Raw genomic sequence first — 21,053 nt, forward strand, 5'->3', positions numbered from 1 at the left:
CTTCAAACATACCATTACTCTCAACATCATCATATCATACTTTTATTAAATTAATTCAACCAATCAAAAATATCATTAAGTGATAAAATAATCTCATCTGCTTCTGTTTGATTAATATTTAAAGCATCAGACTGTTGCAAAGCCAGACAGTCTATACCAGCTGTTTTTGCTGATTTTATACCATACTCCGAGTCCTCAACTACGATGCAATCATTAGCTAAACAATCCATTCTGTTTAATAATTCCAGATAAATATCAGGAGCTGGTTTCGTTTTTGCTACTTCTTCACCACTAATAAAGTAATCCACACTATCATAAAGTGATAATTCTTGCAATATATATATAATTTGTTGAAGTGTACCAGCTGAAGCAATTGCTATTCTCATACCATACTGATTTTTTAAACGGTCAATAACATGATAAATATCAGGATTGATGATTTTTTTATAATTTATATAATATGTTTTAATAAATCTTATATACTTAGTTAGCATGTCTGACTGCTTCTTTTCATCATTGGGAAATAGATTTTCCATCATTGCTTCTGGATTAGAACCAACAAGAGTGTTTTGAAAATTCTCAGTTATATTAACTCCATTCAGTTTAAAAAAGGTTTCCCGCCGTTCACGGTAAATAAACTCTGAGTTAATGATAACACCATCAATGTCAAAAATCACAGTATTCTTCACTATATTTGTCCTTTACGCATTGCTTCTGTCGTACCGAAAAAGTAAGTTATCACAAAACCACCTAAATAACCTGCCAACAACCCAATAACATATTGCAGCATATGTCCATTATTAATCAAAGGAATTAAAGCAACGCCACTTGGTCCTATGGATGTTGCTCCAACATGTCCAAATAATCCAATAACTGCACCGCCAATACCACCGCCAAGACAAGCAGTTACAAACGGACGGCCTAATGGTAAGGTAACGCCATAAATTAAAGGTTCTCCGATACCTAATACACCAACTGGCAAAGCTCCTTTGATTAATTCTGTCAATGTTTCATTTTTTCTACAGCGGACCCATAATGCAACAGCTGCTCCAACTTGTCCTGCTCCGGCCATTGCCAGAATCGGTAATAATTCTGTCACACCTGTATTTGTAATCATATCTAAATGAATAGGCGTTAAAATTTGATGCAAACCAAACATAACCATTGGTAAAAATAATGATCCAAGTAAGAAGCCTGAAAAAGCACCGCCGACATCTAAAATCCAATTGATGAAGCCCACTAAACCGCTAGATATTGCTCCAGCCACAGGCATGATTAGAAAAATCGTCAACAAACTCATTATTAATAAAGTCAATGTCGGAGTTACTATGATATCAATTGATTCAGGAGTTATTTTACGAAGTTTTTTTTCAATCAATGACATTAAAAACACTGCAAATATAACACCTATAATACCACCTTGATTGGCGCTCAAAGTTCCACCTGTAATAATATTAGGTAAAGGCGCTTCAGGTGTTACGCCTGTAAGCATAATTATTCCACCTATAACACCACCTAAGCTTGGAGAAGCTCCAAATTCATTTGCACTATTGATACCAACATAGATGTTTAGATACGCGAACACACCATTTTGAACGATTTTCATAACCATGATTATCGTTGCCCAGTGTTCGCCAGTTAATTGACCTGCCGTCATCATGTTCCCGAGAACTGAAGCTATCCCCCCAATAATACCTGCCCCAACAAAAGCTGGTATTAGTGGAACAAATATATTAGAAATTGATTTTAAAATCTTTGACCATGGTTTTTGATTTTTTTTCTTAACTGCTGCTTTCGTAGCGGCAGCTTTTTCATCAACCTTTGTCTTATTATTTTTATCAGATGTTTCTGGCATTGCGTCTCCTAATTTGACACCTGCCATTTCAACCATTTTTTGAGCTACTTTATTCACTGTCCCAGGACCAATGACTACTTGAAGAGTATCATCCTCCACAACACCCATTACACCTTTAACTTTTTTTAAATTATCAATATTAACTTTTGAATAATCTCTAATTTCCATGCGTACACGAGTCATACAGTGAACTATTTTTCCTACGTTATCCATGCCACCAACATTTTCATAGATGCCATTCGCAATTTCAGTAATTTTATCTGTCATTTTAGACTCCTCCATTTAATGTATTTCGTACAAACCCTTTATTTTTTGCCAATTTCCTTATCGCATCTTCTTTTGTTAATCCTGTCAACAACATTATAATTGCGGTTTTCACACTCCCATCGGCCTCAGATAACGCAGCCTCAGCCTCATGATATCCACAATCAGTTGCTTCCATGATAATTTTTTTTGAACGTTCTACAAGTTTTAAATTGGTGGCGAGAACATCGACCATCAAATTTTTATAGACCTTTCCAATGCCTATCATTGAAGCAGTAGAAATCATGTTTAGAACAAGCTTTTGGGCAGTTCCGGCTTTTAATCGTGTAGAACCAGTTAATACTTCAGGGCCTACTTCAATTTCAATTTTTACATCAGCCTCTTTACCAATCAATGAATTTTGATTGCAAGCGATGGCTACTGTACTGGCACCTATCTGGTTTGCAAACGACAAGGCGCTAATAACATAAGGTGTCCTTCCGCTAGCAGCAATACCAATTACAGTGTCCTTATCTGATAAGTGTATCTTTTTCAAATCAACTATTGCTAGTTCTTCTGAATCTTCTGCACCTTCAACGGCCTTAATAAAAGCTTGTTCACCGCCAGCTATTATACCCTGTACTTGTTCCGGAGGTGTTCCAAATGTTGGTACACATTCAACAGCGTCTAACACCCCCAGACGACCGCTTGTACCGGCTCCAATATAAATTAATCTGCCACCCTGATTAAAACTTGATATTACACTTGAAACGGCTTTTTCAATTACATCCAATTTCGCTGAAATTATTTCAGGAACTTTTGCATCCTCTTCATTCATTATTCTTAATATCTCTGTTATTGACATCTTATCTAAATTCATCGTTTTTTCACTACGTTTTTCAGTTGCTAATACTTCCAGATTCACTTCAATCATTTCCTTTCGATTAATTTATAATTTACTCCTGAGTCAATAAAACTGAGTAATGGAAGATCAGTACAACAAATTTTACCCATAACATTTACTCTAGGTGATGCTGTTAAATCCTTTTTAACTAATTGAAATTCACCCTGGTATCGACCATATAAATAATTATCTAATGTAACAGACCCAATCGAACGCTCAATATTATTTAATTGTGGAATATGTGGAATCTTTTTAAATCGAGCGGACTGACTTCTGATTACATCACGTGAGCTATCAAAACGATTCGTGTGAGAACCTAAAACTAAATCAGAGTAACTTGACGTTAACAAATCTACTTCTAGAAGAACTCGCTGATGATAGTAATAATCTTCAAATTGTTCTATTGTCTTACTTGATAATCCCGAATCACCAACGTACACCTTATCAACATGACACTCTTTTTGTAATTCCAGACAACTAGCTAAAGGATGATTGTTTCGATGTTTTTCTAAAGTGGGTAACCCTTCATATAATGGTCCGCGTCTATGATTATCGCCTGCAACAAAAGCTACTATTTCTCCATTTAAACTTTTTAGCCAAGTATTTTTTTTTATAAAATCATGCTTGCCTAAGCCTGTTTCTGGTCTCGGATAGTAATTATGCCAATATTCAATATTATCAAAATCAGCATTATTCTCTAATAAATATTTATAGTCAGCCTCAGTCATCGTACTTGCATTTAAACCAACTGTAAAAATATGGGATAATTCTGAGATTAAATTTGGTGCGATGCCATAATCTATACGCAACCCTGTTAAACCTAATTCTTGTAACGACTGATAATCTTCAATTGTTTTTAAGTTTAACAAATCAATAGTTGTACTTGAAATATCAGCCATAAGAGTTAAATTTTCTTTTTTAGTAATATTACCCAATTTTTTCAAACGACTTTTTAAAAATTGAGGGTTATCTTCGGGTATATGTAAAGACGTAAATACACCAGAAAAACCACTTTTTTTCATACGATGAATGTACTGTTCCACTGAAACATCAATATCGCTACTTAAAAATATAGAAAACCCGTTCAAAATTATCTACCTCCTAACAATGAATTCGATTTCATTATACAATAATTGAAATATATTTCAAGTTTTATTATTAAAAAATTAAAATAGGAAATTTATTTCAATGGAATTTAATTAATAAAATGAAGAAATTTTCAAACTTTCTTGCGTACTAAGTCGACTTTAAATATTGGACTATGAGGAAAAAATCCGATCAGAAGTATACCTTAAAAAAGGACATCTGCAGATAACGCTCGACTAGAATCATTTCACCCCAACATCTGAAACGTTCGCATCATATCCATCTAGAGCTTGACAGCTCAATTGAAACTGTCAAAATTTCATCAACACCTCAATTATTATAATAAAGAGATAATTCAACAAAAATACGATTACACATCTCCAATTGGCCATCAGAGATAAGTAATCGCATAGGTGTTTTTATATTTGTCTATTTAAAGGGTTCAATCTTAGTACTTCTTATCCTATTTTTTTTATAGTCTTATTGGCGGCTAAAATTAGCAACATCAGCAACAACTGCATCAACAAACATGTCGATGCCCATTGTTTCAGTCTCTTTACTACCGTAACGGCGGACATTTACTTCGCCGCTTTCCATTTCTTTGTCACCGACGACAACTTGATATGGAATTTTTTGAGTTTGAGATTCACGAATCTTGTAACCCATTTTTTCATTACGAACATCGACTTCAAAACGAAGTCCTTTCGCATCCAACTTTTCTTTCAATTCATACGCATAATCGCTATGTAAATCTAAATTAACCGGAATAATTGTTCCTTGAACAGGTGCCAACCAAGTTGGGAATGCACCCTTATGTACTTCTGTTAAGTAAGCAACAAAGCGTTCCATTGTTGAGACAATACCACGGTGAATAACAACTGGACGATGTGTATTTTCACCGTCTTCACCAACGTAAGTCAATTCAAAACGTTCTGGTAATAAGAAGTCTAATTGAATAGTTGAAAGTGTTTCTTCAAGTCCCATAGCAGTTTTTACTTGAACGTCTAATTTAGGTCCGTAAAAGGCTGCTTCACCTTCAGCTTCAAAGTAATCTAAGTCTAATTCATCCATTGCAGCTTTCAGCATCACTTGTGCTTTTTCCCACATTTCGTCATTATCAAAGTATTTCTTAGTATTGTTTGGGTCGCGATAGCTTAAACGGAAACGATAGTCTGTGACGTTAAAGTCTTTATAAACAGCCACCATTAATTCTAAAGTACGTTTAAATTCATCTTTAATTTGGTCAGGGCGAACAAATGTGTGACCATCATTTAATGTCATTTCACGGACACGTTGTAAGCCTGATAAAGCGCCGCTTTTTTCATAACGGTGCATCATACCTAATTCAGCAATCCGAATCGGTAATTCACGATAACTGTGAATATCATTTTTATAAACCATCATGTGATGCGGACAGTTCATCGGACGTAATACTAACATTTCACCGTCACCCATATCCATTGGCGGGAACATGTCATCATGGTAGTGATCCCAATGTCCAGAAGTCTTATACAATTCAACGTCTGCCATAATCGGTGTGTAAACGTGCAAGTAGCCTAAACTAATTTCCTTATCAACGATGTAACGCTCCACAATACGACGAATTGTCGCACCTTTTGGCAACCAGAAAGGCAAGCCTGACCCAACCTCTGGGCTGACCATGAATAAATCAAGTTCTTTACCTAATTTACGGTGATCACGTTCTTTGGCTTCTTCACGCATTTTCAAATAGTTTTTTAAATCTTTTTTATCAAAAAATGCTGTTCCATAAACACGCTGCATCATGTGATTATTTGAATCTCCGCGCCAGTATGCACCTGCAACAGATAAAAGTTTAAAAATTTGAATACGGCCTGTTGAAGGAACGTGAACACCGCGGCATAAATCAATAAAATCACCCTGATCATAAACTGTGATGACTTCACCTTCTGGTAATTCATTGATTAATTCAACTTTATAGGGATCTTCTTTAAATAATTCCAACGCTTCAGCACGTGATACTTCACGACGCACAATCGGATTATTTTCTTTAACAATTTTCATCATTTCCTCTTCAATTTTAGGAAGGTCTTCTTCAGTAATTGGGTGTTCACCATTATCAGTATCATAGTAAAAACCATTTTCAATTGCTGGACCGACACCAAAATGAATGTGTGGGTATAAGCGACGCATAGCATTAGCCATTAAATGTGCAGATGAGTGACGTAAAATTTGTAATGCATCTTCATGATCTGGTGTGACGATTTCTAAACTTCCATCTTCGACAATCGGTTGATTTAGATCAATTAATTCACCATTTAATTTACCTGCTAAAGCTTTTTTAGCTAGACTATTGCTGATACTTGCAGCAATTTCGTTTGTTGTCGTATTAGCAGAAAACTCCTTGACTGCGCCATCTGGAAAAGTAATTTTAATTTCTGACATGTTTCATATCCTCCTAAAATATTTTTAAGCAATAAAAAAAGCCTAGCAAGTCATTGACTTACTAGGACGAATTTATCGTGGTTCCACCTAATTTTTAAAGCCTGCGAACTCGCAAACTTTCTCTTGCGTTATAACGTGACGATCGGTTTAATTTCAATTAAACATTCAAAAGCGGTAACTGATTAGTCAAATATAAGAAACTCTCAATCTAGGTTTCTCTCCCTGTTAAATTGATTGTAATCAATCATGTCTTTTTCATAAATTTAATATATTATTCTATGCTATTATTTAATCACTATATCTTAAATAAATCAAGGTTATTTTACATTTTAATTTTTTAATAGATCAGTAAACTTCATAGATTCATGATCAAATCAGAAAAAAGATGTTCCCTCTCTCATGTGACTTTTACATTAAATAGCGATACAATCATAATAACTAAATTGAAAGCAGGGATATTAATTATGAAAATTGGTATTTTTGGTGCCGGTCACATGGGCGGCGCAATGATTAAAGGATGGATTAACTCAAAACAATTTGACCCAAGTGATATTGTCGTGAAAGGCGGCAGCCATAAAACGGCAAATGAACTTCAGAAAAAATTAGGATTTACATTGACGGATAGTATTAAAGACTTTTTGCGCTGCGATATTATTTATATTGCAGTCAACCCTTCAATTGTCATGACAGTTATTACCGATTTATTACCGATTGTTAAAGAAAAACAAATCCCAATAGTTTCGATATCTGCTGGTGTAACTCTTGCAGAAATGTCCGTTGTCCTCGGTCCAGATTATCCCTTGGCTCATGCAATACCGAATACACCAGTGCAAATCAACAAAGGAACAATCGGTATCTCTTATCAAAATCAACTAGTTGATAATGCAAGAAACCTTATCGATATGAGTTTTAATTATCTAGGAAAAACGATTGAAACTAACGAAGATCTACTGGGTATTTTTGGTACGTTAGCTGGCTGTGGACCCGCTTTTGTAGATGTTTTTATGGAAGCCCTCGCTGACGGTGCTGTTCTTCATGGAATGGATCGCAAGACGGCTTATGAAGTTACAGCAAGAATGGTCAGCAGTACCGCAGAATTAATGATAGCTACTAGTAAACATCCTGGTGAACTAAAAGATCAAGTCACTTCGCCTGGAGGAACTACAATTAAAGGTGTGACAGCTTTAGAAAAAAACGGCTTCCGTTTTGCAGCAATTGATGCTATCGATACTATAATGAAAACTGATTAAACAATTTTATACATAAATAGGCAGACAGCAAATAAATTGCTGCCTGCCTATATTATGAATGGTTATTCTTGTATACTATCTTTTTTTAATTGGTGTTTTGATATTGCATGTTTCAACAAAATCGGGGCAATAATAGTTGTAAGAATAATAACTAAAACTAACGCAGCATACATAGTTTGGTCAATAAATTTATCCTCCAAACCTAAAGCAATTAAAATCAGTGCCATTTCACCTCGAGAAACAAGACTAGCCCCAATAATCGAACTGCTGCTGTTATCAAAATCATCTAATTTTCCGCCAATAAACCCACCGATATACTTTGATAAAACGGCTAATATACTAAAGACAATAATCAGTAATATACTTGATTCAAGACCATCTAAGATTAAATTTAATCCAATGCTAACAAAAAAGACAGGCGCAAACATCGCTAATGTGATACTCGTCACCTTGCGTTCAACATACTCTGCAAAAGGTGTCTGTGATATTAAAATACCCGCAAAGAATGCACCTATAATATCAGACATACCAATAAACTGGGCAAAATAACTTAAGAAGAAAACAAGAATCAATGAAAATGCCACATTTTTTTCAGGTACACTTACATAATTTAAAAGTTTAACCAGTCTCGGCATAAGAAACTTACCGAATAAAATGATAAGTACGAAAAACACAACATTTTTAAGCAAGAACGGAATGATGTCGGCTGTTGTTGTTTCAGGATTAACCAAGTTTAAAATCATATTTAATAAGATGACAACAATGATGTCATCTAAAATAGCAGCACCTATAATTACCGATCCTTCTTTAGTCTGCATAAAATTTAATTCTTTTAATACTTGTATAGTGATACTTAATGACGTTGCCCCAAAAATCAGACCAATAAACAACGAGGTCTCCGTCGCGTAACCAAAGAAATGAGACGTAATAAAAAAAGTAATAAAGGGCACTAATACGCCCAATAATCCAGTAATCAAAGAAGGTTTAAAGTGTTTTTTTAAAATAGTTAGATCACTTTCGACACCGGCAATAAACATCAACAATATCACGCCCAAATGTGATAATAATTCAATTGAAAAATCATTTTGAATAATATTTAAAACAGAGGGACCGATAATAATACCCATAATCAAGCTACCGACAACTGATGGCAAACCCAATTTTAAAGCAACACTATCGGCGACCTTTGTAAATAAAATAATCAAAGCTAAAGTTAATAAAATATCCATAAAAACGTCCCTTCATATATTCGGTTATCTATAACTACATACAACATTTCGATTAGATAACGAAAACACCCCCCCTTACTTAGATTTCCTACACTTCTACCTTTTATTTTATATGATATTTATTATAATTACAATTTTCAATTAACCTATTTTTTTATATATAACAAACTATATAAGTAAAGGATTTTAAACATTATTTTAAATTTTTCAAAAAATAATAATCATTGTTATTTTTATGTTTTTAATGTTATTTAAAGTATATTTATAACTCATTTTTTATAAATAAGACTATCAAACTACAAAACACGTTTTTTTTTAATTATCTAAACTAGTCGAACATAGATAATTAAAAAACAAAAAAAAAAATTCAATTTTCACGAAAAATGAACTAATTTTATGAATTAAAACTGTTTTCACGTTATAATAAAGAAGAAAAGAAATGGAGGTATTTATGGCACTATTAGAATCTATAATCTTGCTAATTATTTTAGTCGTTGTCTCTAACATAATTAGTCACTATCTTGTCGTCATCCCAACAGCTATTATCCAAATTGCTTTAGGTATTGTAGCTGCTATTTTCCTAGATGTTAATATTCATTTAGAAACTGATTGGTTTATGTTGCTTTTTATCGCACCACTTTTATACAGTGATGCTAAACATTTCCCGAAAAAAGATTTATGGGAATTGCGAGCACCGATTTTTGCCAACGCTATTTGGCTAGTCCTGCTTACCACACTACTTGGAGGAGTGCTTATCCACTTATTAATCCCACCGGTTTCTTTATCACTGGCATTTGCCCTTGCAGCTGTTTTATCACCGACGGACCCTGTAGCTGTACAAGGGATAGCAGAACAAGTTAAATTACCAAAACGGTTGTTAAACTTAGTTAATGGTGAAAGTCTAATTAATGATGCCAGTGGTCTGATTGTTTTCAAATACGCATTAGCAGCATTTTTGACCGGTCAGTTTTCTTTACGAACTGCGACAACCGATTTTCTTTATCTTTGTATTGCTGCAGTTATTGTCGGTATAGTTGGCTCAAAAATAATGTACGTTATCGAAGGCACTCTACTACGTCAAGGAATTCAAGACACAATCCTGCACACGTCACTCCAAATTTTGACACCTTTTATCATTTTTATCGCGGCAGAATCAGTTCATGCTTCTGGTGTTATTGCTGTCGTTGTTTCAGGTGTGATGTCAATTCAACAAGAGCCACTTTATCGCAGCCAGTTATCTGAAATTCAACTAGTTACATCCAACTTGTGGGATATAATTATCTACTTATTAAATGGCGTCATTTTCTTAATTTTAGGATCAACATTACCCAAAGCCATGCACTCTGCAATTATTAATCCCGCTGTTAATAACTACAATTTAATTTTATACGTCATTATTATTTGGTTGATTTTACTGCTGATTCGGACTTTCTGGTCTTATGGATACATGTGGTACAACTATATTAAGGTCAGAAAACATGATTTATCAAAACCTAAATTTAAAACAGCTCTGTTAACTGGATTAACAGGTGTAAGAGGTGCTATCACTATGGTAATGGTCTTATCTATTCCATTTTATTTACCAAATGGCGACTTATTCAAAGAAAGATATTTAATTATCTTTCTCGCTGGAGGTGTTATTGTAACCAGTTTGTTAGGTGCAATGATTACCCTTCCTATTATGACAAAAGGAAAAAAACGCCTGATTCTAGCACATGTTGATAATAACTCTACTGATGATAATACCGTCCAATCTGTCCTGGATGTCGCTGAAAATCAATTAGAAAACTTAACTGAAATTGAAGCAAAAACACTCATGACTAAACGAGCTATCAAAGTTCTTGAAAGTGAAAGAAATGATGACAATCATTTTGTGGTAACCGAACTTTTAGATGATTTAGATAAACAATTAAAATATCTCTATTTAACGAATGAGAAAACATCGAATGACTATTATCATGATATTGAAGTAAATTATTTAAAAATTGCTGTTAACGCCGAATTTCAAGCTGTTCTTGAGTTAGACAAGATGAACGCTGTCAGTAATCAACTAATTAAAAATTACTTAAAAATGCTGACATATAAGAAAAAATCCCATTCTACAAATATAAGAATTGTTTTCAAGCAAGCTGTATATAGGACAAAACGAATTACTAAACGTATTATTTTCCACAACATTCTTAAACAAAAATTTTCTGAAAAGGACCGAAAACAGGAAATTTTTCTATTAGAAAAAACAAGCGCTGAACGGGCTGTAGCAGCATTACAGGATGAGTGCGATAATATTCCGCTTAGTGACGAAAACTACCAATTGAAGATGAGTATTATTAATCAAATCTCATTAGAGTATCAATATAAAATTGAACGAATTAACTATGTTCAAAGTGACAATCACAGTGATTATCAGCTGCTCCATCGTGAATTTTATCTAAAAACATTAGATGCAGAACGAGCAGTTATTCAAAAATTACTAGAAAAAGGACGTATTTCTACCGTTTTAGCTAGCCAATTACGACAAACAGTTAATTATAATGAAACAACATTTTTACAAGGAAACTTGGAAGACTAAAAAAAAAGATATTCCCAAAACGGAATATCTCTTTTTTAGTCTTCCTGATTTTCATCATAGGCAGGAATTAATTCTTCTTGAGATTGAACAAGTACTTTCCTTGGCTTACTTCCTTCTGATGGCCCTACAATACCATTCGCCTCAAGTTCGTCAACTAGACGAGCGGCTCGATTGTAACCTATCTTAAATCGACGCTGTAACAATGAGACACTAGCTGTTTGCATATCAATGACTAATGCCTTAGCATCCTTGTAGTAATCATCTTCAGATTCACTACCCTTAGTCCCAGAAGTACTTTCTTCTGACGGCATCATGCTCTCGACATAGTTAGCACCTTGTTGTGTTTGAACAAAATCCACGATATTCTCAACTTCACCATCTGAGATAAACGCACCTTGAACACGAATTGGTTTATTTTCACCCATCGGTACAAACAACATATCTCCGCGACCTAAAAGCTTCTCTGCACCATTACTATCAATAATCGTTCTTGAATCTGTTCCGCTGGATACCGCAAAAGCAATTCTCGACGGAACATTAGCTTTGATAATTCCAGTAATAACATCCACACTTGGGCGTTGTGTTGCGAGTATCATATGAATGCCCGCTGCTCGAGCCATTTGTGCCAAACGAATAATAGCATCTTCTACTTCATTGCTGGCAACCATCATTAAATCAGCTAATTCATCGACAATTACGACGATATATGGCAGGAAAGTTTTGATTTCACCAGTTTCTTGATTATGCTTTTGAACCATTTCGTTATATCCATTAATATTTCGAACACCGTAACCAGCAAACAGCTCATACCTCTTCTCCATCTCTTCAACAACCTTCTGCAGTGCTTGAGCTGCTTTCCTTGGATTAGTAACTACGGGTGTTAATAAATGCGGAATCCCATTATACACATTCAATTCAACCATCTTTGGGTCAATCATCATTAATTTAACTTGATTTGGTTTTGCTTTCATTAAAATACTGGAAATAATTCCATTAATACAAACTGACTTTCCACTACCAGTCGATCCGGCAATTAACAAATGAGGCATTTTCGTCAAATCAGCAGAAACGATATCGCCCGAGATACTTCTTCCGAGCGGGACTTCTAATAGTTTATCCGGATGTAATGGAGAAGACTCCATCACTTCTCTGAAAGAAACCATACTGGTTGTTTGATTTGGCACTTCAATACCAATAACTGATTTACCAGGAATTGGTGCTTCCATTCGAATATCTTTAGCAGCTAAAGCTAACGCAATATCATCAGTTAAACCAACAATCTTGCTTACTTTGACGCCAATAGCAGGTTGTACCTCAAACTTCGTCACTGAGGGACCCAAGCTGTAATTAGTCACTTTTGCATCAACTCCAAAACTGTCAAAAGTTCGCTCTAAGACTTGTGTGTTATGCTTCACGACTTGTAACTCATGACTCTGGTCCGTTGCTGCAACTTTTGTCAACAGCGAGATAGTCGGTAAACGGTAGTCCGGGTTGTCACCTTCGGCTAATGGCACATCCCAATCTAAGGGACTACTATCATCTGGTTCTTCTTTGGATTGTACAGGTGCTGGCGTCGGTTTCGCAAACAACTCGGTTTGCTCCGGCTGTACTAGAATATCAGATTTTTCTTGTATCGTTTGAGCTTCTGGTTTTTTATCAACGACACTATTTTTTGATTTCTCTAAAAGTTTCCTTTTTTTTTTCTCTTCACTCAGTTTTTTTTTTTCTTCCACAAATTTGTCTGACTTTTCTTTGATATTCCCTGCTGATTTTCCACCAAATTCACGAACTTTATTTGCCACATCGTTGATTCCGATATTTAAAAATAAGAGTACCCCTATTATCATCGCCCCGATGGAAATAATATATGAACCCAATTTTGAAACTAAAAAATATGTGACAGAGTAAATACCCGCACCAATTACTCCGCCGCCGACTGATTGCGTAATATCGTTAACACGTAAATCAGCATAAATCTTACTCCATGTTTGTGTAAAAATTGGTGTGTCATGATTTATTTGTTTAAACAAACCGATTTCTAAAAACAATAATATACCTAAATAAAAAATCAGGCCTCCTATCCAGACAGATGCTCGCTTAAACTTAGGGTCTTTCCCCAAAAACATCAGCAATGCTCCATAAAAGATTAGAAATATAGCCATAACCATGTAACTATTACCAACTAATAAGCGAAAAACATTAGCCATTAAGACACCCAAAAATCCTAATTTGAATGAACCGAGAAGTCCAAACAAGATAAAAACAATGCCAATAATAAAATATGTGGTCCGATCTTTTTGTGCTTTTTGTTTTGCTGTTGGTTTTTTAACAGTTTTCTTTGTTTGCTTTTTTTTAACCATTTCATTACTCCTTGACGTGATTTGCTATCATTATACAATAAAAAGGATCCATCATCGTAAAAATAAACGAATTAATTTATTTTTACTTTCTGTATAGGGTGGAAAATTAAGTGGCAGATTAACTAGCTGCGACCGACGCAATACAGATTTTTTATGACTAAATGCTTCGACGCTGTCATAACCGTGATATGTTCCCATACCAGAATGACCAATACCTCCAAAAGGCAAATTGTCATTCGCTAGATGCAGGATTGTGTCATTGACAGTAATTCCTCCACAACTTATCTGTTTTATCAACCAGTTGATTTCTTTTTTATTATTAGAAAACGGATAAAAAGCTAGAGGCTGCGGTTTTTTTCGCACAAAATTGACTGCCTCTGCTAATTTATCATATCCTAGCACAGGTAATATCGGGCCGAACAATTCCTCACTCATACATTGCAGCTCATCAGCACTATCGCCAATAATAACAGTGGGTTCTAGAAATCGGTCAGCCAAGCCGTATTGCCCACCCAACCATATATAATCTTGATCTGCCTCCAATATTTTCACTAACCTTTTAAGGGACGCTTCTGATACTAATCGACCAAAATCCCGACTACTCTCAGGAGTCTCACCAAATTGTTTTACAATTACGTTTCTAATTTCTTCTAAAAACTGACCTTTGACTTGATTATCTACTAAACAATAATCCGGAGCAACACACGTTTGTCCGGCATTTAAAAATTTACCCCATACTAATCGTTGTGCAGCAAGTTCAATATCTGAATATTTTGTTACAATTGCCGGACTTTTTCCACCTAGTTCCAACGTAATTGGAGTCATGTTCTCCGCTGCCTGTTTAGCAAATATTTTGCCTACTTTTTCACTCCCTGTAAAAAATATTTTATCAAAAACTTCATTCAATATTTGTTCATTAGATACTTTATCAGAAATATAGGAAACAACATATTTCTTTTCAAATGTCTCACCCAACATTTCTTGAATCACACGATTTGTATGAGGAACCGATGACGACAAGCCAATAACTGCAGTGTTACCAGTTGCAATTGCCCCAATCAGAGGATCAAAAACAAGTAAAACCGGATAATTAAACGGACCGATAATTAAGCTGACTCCGTATGGCTCCCGCAGTATTTCACTTTTAGCAGGTTGTAAAAAAAAGGGAGTACCTACTTTTTTAGGAGATGTCCATTTTTTAAGGTTTTTAATCATTTGATCCAAATGCCTATACAAAATTCCAATTTCACTTAAATATGCTTCTGTTTCAGATTTATGCAGATCTTTTTTTAAGGCAATTAACAACTCAGCCTCATAATTTTGAAGCTGTCTCTTCAATTTTATTAATTGATTTTTTCGAAAAACCAATGACAATGTTTGTCCCGTTCGAAAATAATCTCTCTGATGTCTAACGATTGATTTGTACATATCACTTAATTCCTCCCGAGCAACATAACAAGAGCTATGAATTTTATTTCATAGCTCTAGTTTACCATTATTTTTCTTTCATCGCTTGTTTTAGTGCCAAAGCTAATGGGCTTTCAATCGCAGATTCAGCATCTTGATTATATTTCTTCATTAATTTTCTTTCTTCATGTTTTGTCATTTTCTTATTTTTTCCAGATGTACGCGTCATTTTTTCAGTAATATTGCACGATTTGCACTTAAAGTATGAGCCATTTTTATTTTCTAATATTTCCATTTTTTTCTTACACTGTGGACAGCGATGGTTAGATACTTTAGGATCTTTGCGTCGTTTATAGTGACACGTTTCATTTGAACAAACATAAATTTTTCCGTCCCTAGTATTTTTTTCCTTTAAGAAACTACCACATTCGGGACATTTTTTAGCAGTTATAGCGTGATCCACATATTTCGTATCACTTCGTTTAATTTCTTTAACCAGTCGATCTGCCTCTTGCTCGATACTTCTTATAAAAGTCTGTTCTGTTAATTTGCCGTCTGCGATTTTTTCAAGCGATTTTTCCCATTCAGCTGTCAATTTAGGTGTCACCAATGACGGGTTAACTAATTGAAGTAGCTGCTTGCCTTTAGGGGTGACACTTAAACTATTTTTTGAGCGCTCCATCAAACCGGAATTTATCAACTTCTCAATCATCTCTGCACGGGTTGCCGGTGTACCCAATCCATGCTTCTCCATACCGCCTAAAAGCGACGCTTCATTTAAAGGACTCGGTGGTGTTGTCATTTCTTGATTAATCAGAAACTGCCCTTTTATTGTTTGTCCAATTTTAAAAACTACTGATTCAGCTGATTCAGCTTGATTTTTTTTCCAACCAGTTTGCAAGATTTTTACTTGTTTAAAAATAAACTCGCTCTTTTGTTTTTCAGCTATTACTTTTATCATTTGATTACTTGAAATAAACGGCTTCTCAAATAATCCTAAAAAACGTTCAACAATTAAACGATAAATTTTTACCTCATCATTATCCAATTTTTCTAATTTTGGTGTTTGTTCAGTTGGAATCAACCCATGATGATCAGTTACTTTAGTATTCTGAAAGACTTTGGTCTGTAAAACATGTCCACCATCTTTTAAAATGGCTTTCACTCTAGCATTATCCATTCCGACTACAGCATGTAGCCTATCTTTCATGGTCGCTTTCATATCAGTTGTTAAATATTTTGAATCCGTTCGTGGATAAGTAACAATTTTATGATACTCATAGAGACGTTGGATAATTGATAATGTTTTTTTTGCTGAAAATTGATACCGTTGATTTGCTTCCCGTTGCATCTCAGTCAAATCGTAAGGTAGTGGAGCAAACTCTTTTTTTTCTTTAACATGTACGCCGCTTACCCTTAAAATATCATCAGATAACTGACCCACTAATTTTTCTAATACATCTCGCTGTTTAAACTCGCGTGGGTTTTTTAAATTTAACCGTGCCTTTAATTGATGATACATTAAATCTAATGTGTAATATTTTTCTGGTTTAAAAGTTTCTATTTTTTTTTCTTGTTCTCTAACCATTGCCAAAGTTGGAGTTTGTACCCGACCAGCTGATAAATTATCTTGATATTTAACCGTTAACGCACGGGTAACATTTAGACCAATTAACCAATCAGCCTCTGCTCTTGCTAATGCCGAATAGTATAAATCATCATATTCTTTACTGGACTTTAAGGAATTAAAGCCCTGCTTAATAGCCTTGTTTGTTTGAGAAGATATCCATAATCTCTTAACGGGTTTCCTGAACTTGACGTATTCTAAAATCCACCGAGCGACCAATTCACCTTCTCGTCCAGCATCAGTAGCAATGACAGCCTCTTTAATATCTTTGCGGTTCGCAAGTTGACTAATTGCTTTCAATTGATGTCTTGTCTTAGGCAATGGTTTGATGCCAACACGTTTAGGGATCATCGGTAATGTTTTATCGGACCATTCTGCCCAATCTTTATTGTAATCTTCGGGCATTTTCAACGTCAATAAATGTCCCAATGCCCACGTCACAATGACATCTTTTCCTTCAATGTAACTTTTTGTAGATTTATTAGCGCCTAAAACTTTAGCTATGTCTTTGGCAACACTTGGCTTTTCTGCGATAATTAGCTGTTTCATTCTCTTTATTTTCTCCAGTACTAATTTTTTGGTAGTTTTCAACGAGCATTACTCCATGAAATGCCTGCAAATCTTCATCGCAGTCCTCACAATAAATGAGTTCGTTTTCGTTCCAATACGCCATCAGATAATCAGTTTTCCCACGATAATGAGAGTACTTCTGAGTATAGACTTCGCAAACTTCATCAAAATATGCATAGGCTTCTGATAATGTATCAAATGTCTGTTCACTTTTTATATCTTGTTGCCAATCTTCAAAAAACCACCATGGCTCATTTTCACTAAAAGTAGTTAATACTTGATACATAAAAAAACATCCTTTTCATATTCATTTAATGCTTATAGCGTATTAAAATAGTTGCCTTCTGACAACTATTTTGTCTCATCTATCTTAAAACATAAAAAAGAAACAAGCAAATGCCTGTTTCTGTATTTTTATAATAATTCACCAAATTTACGGACGTAAATCTTTTTAACAAACATAACTAGTATTAAATAAGCCACGATTGTAACAGCTAGCCAAATCCAATAATCACTAGGCAGCCCGACTAAATCTAAGTCACGTCCAAACTGTGTGAACGGCAGAACGGTTCCAACGGCAATTCCTAAAGATGTAATTGTAGCTAAAATAAATGACGGATTACTTTGAATAAACGGCAATTTAGGTGTTCGCAATGCATAAATTACAATAGTCTGCGTCCACAATGATTCTACAAACCAGCCTGCATGAAATACCGCTATAAATAAAATCTGCTGTTCTGCATTAAGTGTATGGTACGCTCCACCTGCTACGGCTGGACAAATGATAAAATACATCACTGCGTATGTGGTAATATCGAATACCGAGCTTGTTGGACCAAACCACTTCATGAAAGAACCAATGCTGGAAGCTTTCCATTCTTTTGGTGTTTTCAAATACTCTTCGTCCATCTTATCCCAAGGAATCGACATACAAGAAATATCATATATCAGATTCAGAAAGAGCAATTGTATAGGGAACATTGGAATAAATGGTAAGAATATACTCGCAATTACAACAGAGAACATATTACCGAAGTTTGAACTTGCAGTCATTTTAACATATTTCATGATATTTCCAAATGTTGTCCGTCCGGCTAAAATTCCTCGTTCTAAAATCATCAAATCTTTATCCAATAAGATAACATCAGCCGATTCTTTTGCAATATCAACAGCCGTATCTACTGAAATACCAACATCAGCTTCTTTCATTGCTGGTGCATCATTAATGCCATCACCTAGAAATCCAACTGTATGTCCTGCCTCACGCAACACCCTAACTAAACGAGTTTTTTGTGATGGGTTAAGCTTTACAAACACATTATGTTCTTTAGCAATTAGCTGCAATTCAGCATCGGTGATATGATCAAGTGTACTTCCAACGATCAAGTCTTCATTTTCTAAACCGACTTGTTTGCAGACCGATTTTGTAACAAGCGCATTGTCACCAGTCAAAACTTTTACACTCACACCATGCTGTTTAAGTGCTTCAAGTGCTTCCTTGGTTGTTTCTTTTGGTGGATCTAAAAATGCCAAATACCCAATCAACACCATATTACTCTCATCTTTAGTCGAAAACTCATCAACAACGGATGGATTTGTCTTTTGAGAAACTGCAATAACTCGTAAACCATCTTCATTTAGATCATCAACTGTTTTTAAAATCATTTGGCGTAATTTTTCAGTTAATTCAATTACTTCACCTTGGTAATCAACATAAGTTGATATTTCCAACATTTCTTCAACTGCACCCTTAGTTATCATTTGACGTTTGCCTGTTCTATCTTCGATAACAACACTCATCCGACGTCTTTGAAAATCAAAAGGTATTTCATCAACCTTAGTATAATCTTCAGAATTAATATTTAGTTCTTTTTCAGCAGCATCAATAATTGCCACGTCCATCAGATTTTTTAGACCTGTTTGAAAATAACTATTAAAGAAAGCATGTCGAAGAACACGAGTATCCTCCTTACCATTAACATCTAAATGATATTCCAAAATAATCTTATCTTGTGTCAGCGTGCCTGTTTTATCAGTACAAAGAATGTCAATTGCACCAAAATTTTGAATGGAATTTAAATTTTTAATAATTGTTCCTTTTTTAGCCATCGCTGAAGCACCTTTGACTAAATTGGTGGTTACTATCATTGGCAGCATTTCTGGTGTCAAACCTACTGCAACTGACAACCCAAAGAGGAACGCTTCTAACCAATCGCCCTTTGTTAAACCATTGATTAGAAAAACAGTTGGAGCCATAACCAACATAAAACGAATCAACAACCAAGAAGTTTTGCTGATGCCAATATCAAAACTCGTAATAGTCTTTTTTTCTGATACATCTTTAGCAATTTGACCGAATAATGTTTTATTGCCCGTTGCAATAATGACACCTTCAGCACTACCACTGATAACGTTGCTTCCCATATAAGCAATATTTTCCAAATCAGTATCTGCTGTATTCGGTTCTACTTGATAATTCGCCTTTTTCTCAACCGGATAGCTTTCGCCAGTCATCGCAGCTTGGGAAATAAATAAATCTTTTGTTTGATATAAACGTATATCGGCAGGAATCATGTCCCCAGCGGCTAATTTAATAACATCTCCGCAAACCAGATTTTCAATTGGCATTTCTTGTGCTTTTCCATTTCTAAGTACATTAGCTGTAATTTTCACTAGATTTTCAAGCTTTTCTGTTGCTTTATTGGAACGAACTGATTGAATCAATGTCATTGTTCCACTAAGCACAACCATCGTAACAATAATAATAACACCTGTTAAATCACGATCTGCAACAGGAACCAATAAATAATCCGTAAAAAACGAAATAATAGCAAGTGTAATCAAAACAACCGTAAATGGTGTAAAATATGCTTTTAATACTTCAACAATTAAAGGAGTCCTCTTTCCATGTGAAATGCGGTTATCTCCAAATTTTTCACGAAGTGTTTCTGCTTCTTCTGTTGTTAAACCTTGATTAGAGCTTGAATAATTTTCAAATATTTCTTGAGTACCAGCTGATGCAAAATACTCGTACGTTTTTTTGTTATTAGTCATTTCTGTTTTCTCCTATTTACCTTTTTTTTATGGATGAAACAGTCAATAAAACAGAATGAGCGATAGCTTTTTATATGAGCTAAATAGTTAGATATCTGCATACCACACATAACGTTATTGACTTACATATCTGCGGTTCACTATCTTCCATCAAATCGCCTCCCATGACTTTTCTTCGTTTTAAATCGTTAAAAATGCGAAAAACCCTCCGCCATAAAACTCGACGAAGGGTTAAAAACATGACTAAATAAGTACATACGGTTATGTTTTGATTTATTCGTTGAGTTTTAGCACTATACAACGTAAAAGCTGATGCTTTAGCTACCTTATGAAAAGCCTTATTCCGACAATTCCTGTTATACCCATTGGCGTCTCTCGACATTTTTGGGCAGTAGCCTATGTTTGTATAGGAGCCTCACCTAACAATCTATTTAATTACATATTTAACTATAACGTAGTTTTAAAAAAAGTCAAC

General features: G+C 34.8%; 13 protein-coding genes and 1 riboswitch. Of the genes, 2 read left to right on the forward strand and 11 right to left on the reverse strand.

From position 1 onward, the window contains the following. Positions 1 to 50 precede the first annotated feature (50 nt). From CBF37_RS05030 to thrS, 5 genes are all read right to left on the reverse strand, one after another. A complete protein-coding gene (locus CBF37_RS05030; protein WP_165866639.1) occupies positions 51 to 689 on the reverse strand; it encodes an HAD family hydrolase in 639 nt (212 codons plus the stop codon). Continuing rightward, complete coding sequence (locus tag CBF37_RS05035; protein ID WP_125983655.1) at positions 689 to 2,122, reverse strand: PTS transporter subunit EIIC; 1,434 nt, start codon at positions 2,120 to 2,122, stop codon at positions 689 to 691. The genes CBF37_RS05030 and CBF37_RS05035 overlap by 1 nt, the downstream gene beginning before the upstream one ends. A 1-nt stretch (position 2,123) precedes the next feature. After that, positions 2,124 to 3,023 (reverse strand): N-acetylmuramic acid 6-phosphate etherase, encoded by a 900-nt coding sequence (murQ, locus tag CBF37_RS05040; RefSeq protein ID WP_206168038.1) that lies wholly within the window; start codon positions 3,021 to 3,023, stop codon positions 2,124 to 2,126. 5 nt (positions 3,024 to 3,028) lie between these two features. After that, complete coding sequence (locus CBF37_RS05045) at positions 3,029 to 4,090, reverse strand: MupG family TIM beta-alpha barrel fold protein (protein WP_165866640.1); 1,062 nt, start codon at positions 4,088 to 4,090, stop codon at positions 3,029 to 3,031. 478 nt (positions 4,091 to 4,568) lie between these two features. Beyond that, positions 4,569 to 6,512, reverse strand: a complete 1,944-nt coding sequence (gene thrS, locus CBF37_RS05050) for a threonine--tRNA ligase (RefSeq protein WP_125983658.1) — start codon at positions 6,510 to 6,512, stop codon at positions 4,569 to 4,571. Positions 6,513 to 6,976: 464 nt separating this feature from the next. On the opposite strand from thrS, the gene proC reads away from it, so the two are divergent. Next, positions 6,977 to 7,762 (forward strand): pyrroline-5-carboxylate reductase, encoded by a 786-nt coding sequence (proC, locus tag CBF37_RS05055; RefSeq protein WP_125983659.1) that lies wholly within the window; start codon positions 6,977 to 6,979, stop codon positions 7,760 to 7,762. A gap of 62 nt (positions 7,763 to 7,824) precedes the next feature. Here the strand turns inward: proC and CBF37_RS05060 are convergent, their stop codons facing one another. Further along, positions 7,825 to 8,991 carry a cation:proton antiporter gene (locus tag CBF37_RS05060; protein WP_125983660.1) on the reverse strand — a complete coding sequence of 389 codons (1,167 nt, stop codon included), beginning with the start codon at positions 8,989 to 8,991 and terminating at the stop codon, positions 7,825 to 7,827. 451 nt (positions 8,992 to 9,442) lie between these two features. On the opposite strand from CBF37_RS05060, the gene CBF37_RS05065 reads away from it, so the two are divergent. Beyond that, entirely contained in the window at positions 9,443 to 11,560 is a 2,118-nt protein-coding gene (locus tag CBF37_RS05065) for a cation:proton antiporter (RefSeq protein ID WP_165866641.1), read from the forward strand. Between the two features lie 35 nt (positions 11,561 to 11,595). Here CBF37_RS05065 and CBF37_RS05070 read toward each other — a convergent pair whose 3' ends face one another. The 5 genes from CBF37_RS05070 to mgtA form a co-directional block, all read right to left on the reverse strand. Next, complete coding sequence (locus CBF37_RS05070; protein WP_125983662.1) at positions 11,596 to 13,920, reverse strand: DNA translocase FtsK; 2,325 nt, start codon at positions 13,918 to 13,920, stop codon at positions 11,596 to 11,598. Positions 13,921 to 13,971: 51 nt separating this feature from the next. Next, on the reverse strand, positions 13,972 to 15,348 hold the full coding sequence (locus CBF37_RS05075; RefSeq protein WP_125983663.1) for an aldehyde dehydrogenase family protein: 1,377 nt from the start codon (positions 15,346 to 15,348) through the stop codon (positions 13,972 to 13,974). A 67-nt stretch (positions 15,349 to 15,415) separates the two neighbouring features. Next, positions 15,416 to 17,503: a DNA topoisomerase 3 gene (locus tag CBF37_RS05080; RefSeq protein ID WP_125983664.1), complete on the reverse strand. Its 2,088-nt coding sequence runs from the start codon at positions 17,501 to 17,503 to the stop codon at positions 15,416 to 15,418. Beyond that, on the reverse strand, positions 17,451 to 17,810 hold the full coding sequence (locus CBF37_RS05085) for a DUF1033 family protein (RefSeq protein WP_125983665.1): 360 nt from the start codon (positions 17,808 to 17,810) through the stop codon (positions 17,451 to 17,453). The genes CBF37_RS05080 and CBF37_RS05085 overlap by 53 nt, the downstream gene beginning before the upstream one ends. A gap of 128 nt (positions 17,811 to 17,938) precedes the next feature. Continuing rightward, complete coding sequence (gene mgtA / locus CBF37_RS05090; RefSeq protein WP_125983666.1) at positions 17,939 to 20,578, reverse strand: magnesium-translocating P-type ATPase; 2,640 nt, start codon at positions 20,576 to 20,578, stop codon at positions 17,939 to 17,941. 264 nt (positions 20,579 to 20,842) lie between these two features. Further along, positions 20,843 to 21,012, reverse strand: a riboswitch (M-box (ykoK) riboswitch). Positions 21,013 to 21,053: the final 41 nt, after the last annotated feature.

The sequence above is a fragment of the Vagococcus vulneris genome (assembly GCF_003950515.1).
Taxonomy (GTDB): Bacteria; Bacillota; Bacilli; order Lactobacillales; family Vagococcaceae; genus Vagococcus; species Vagococcus vulneris.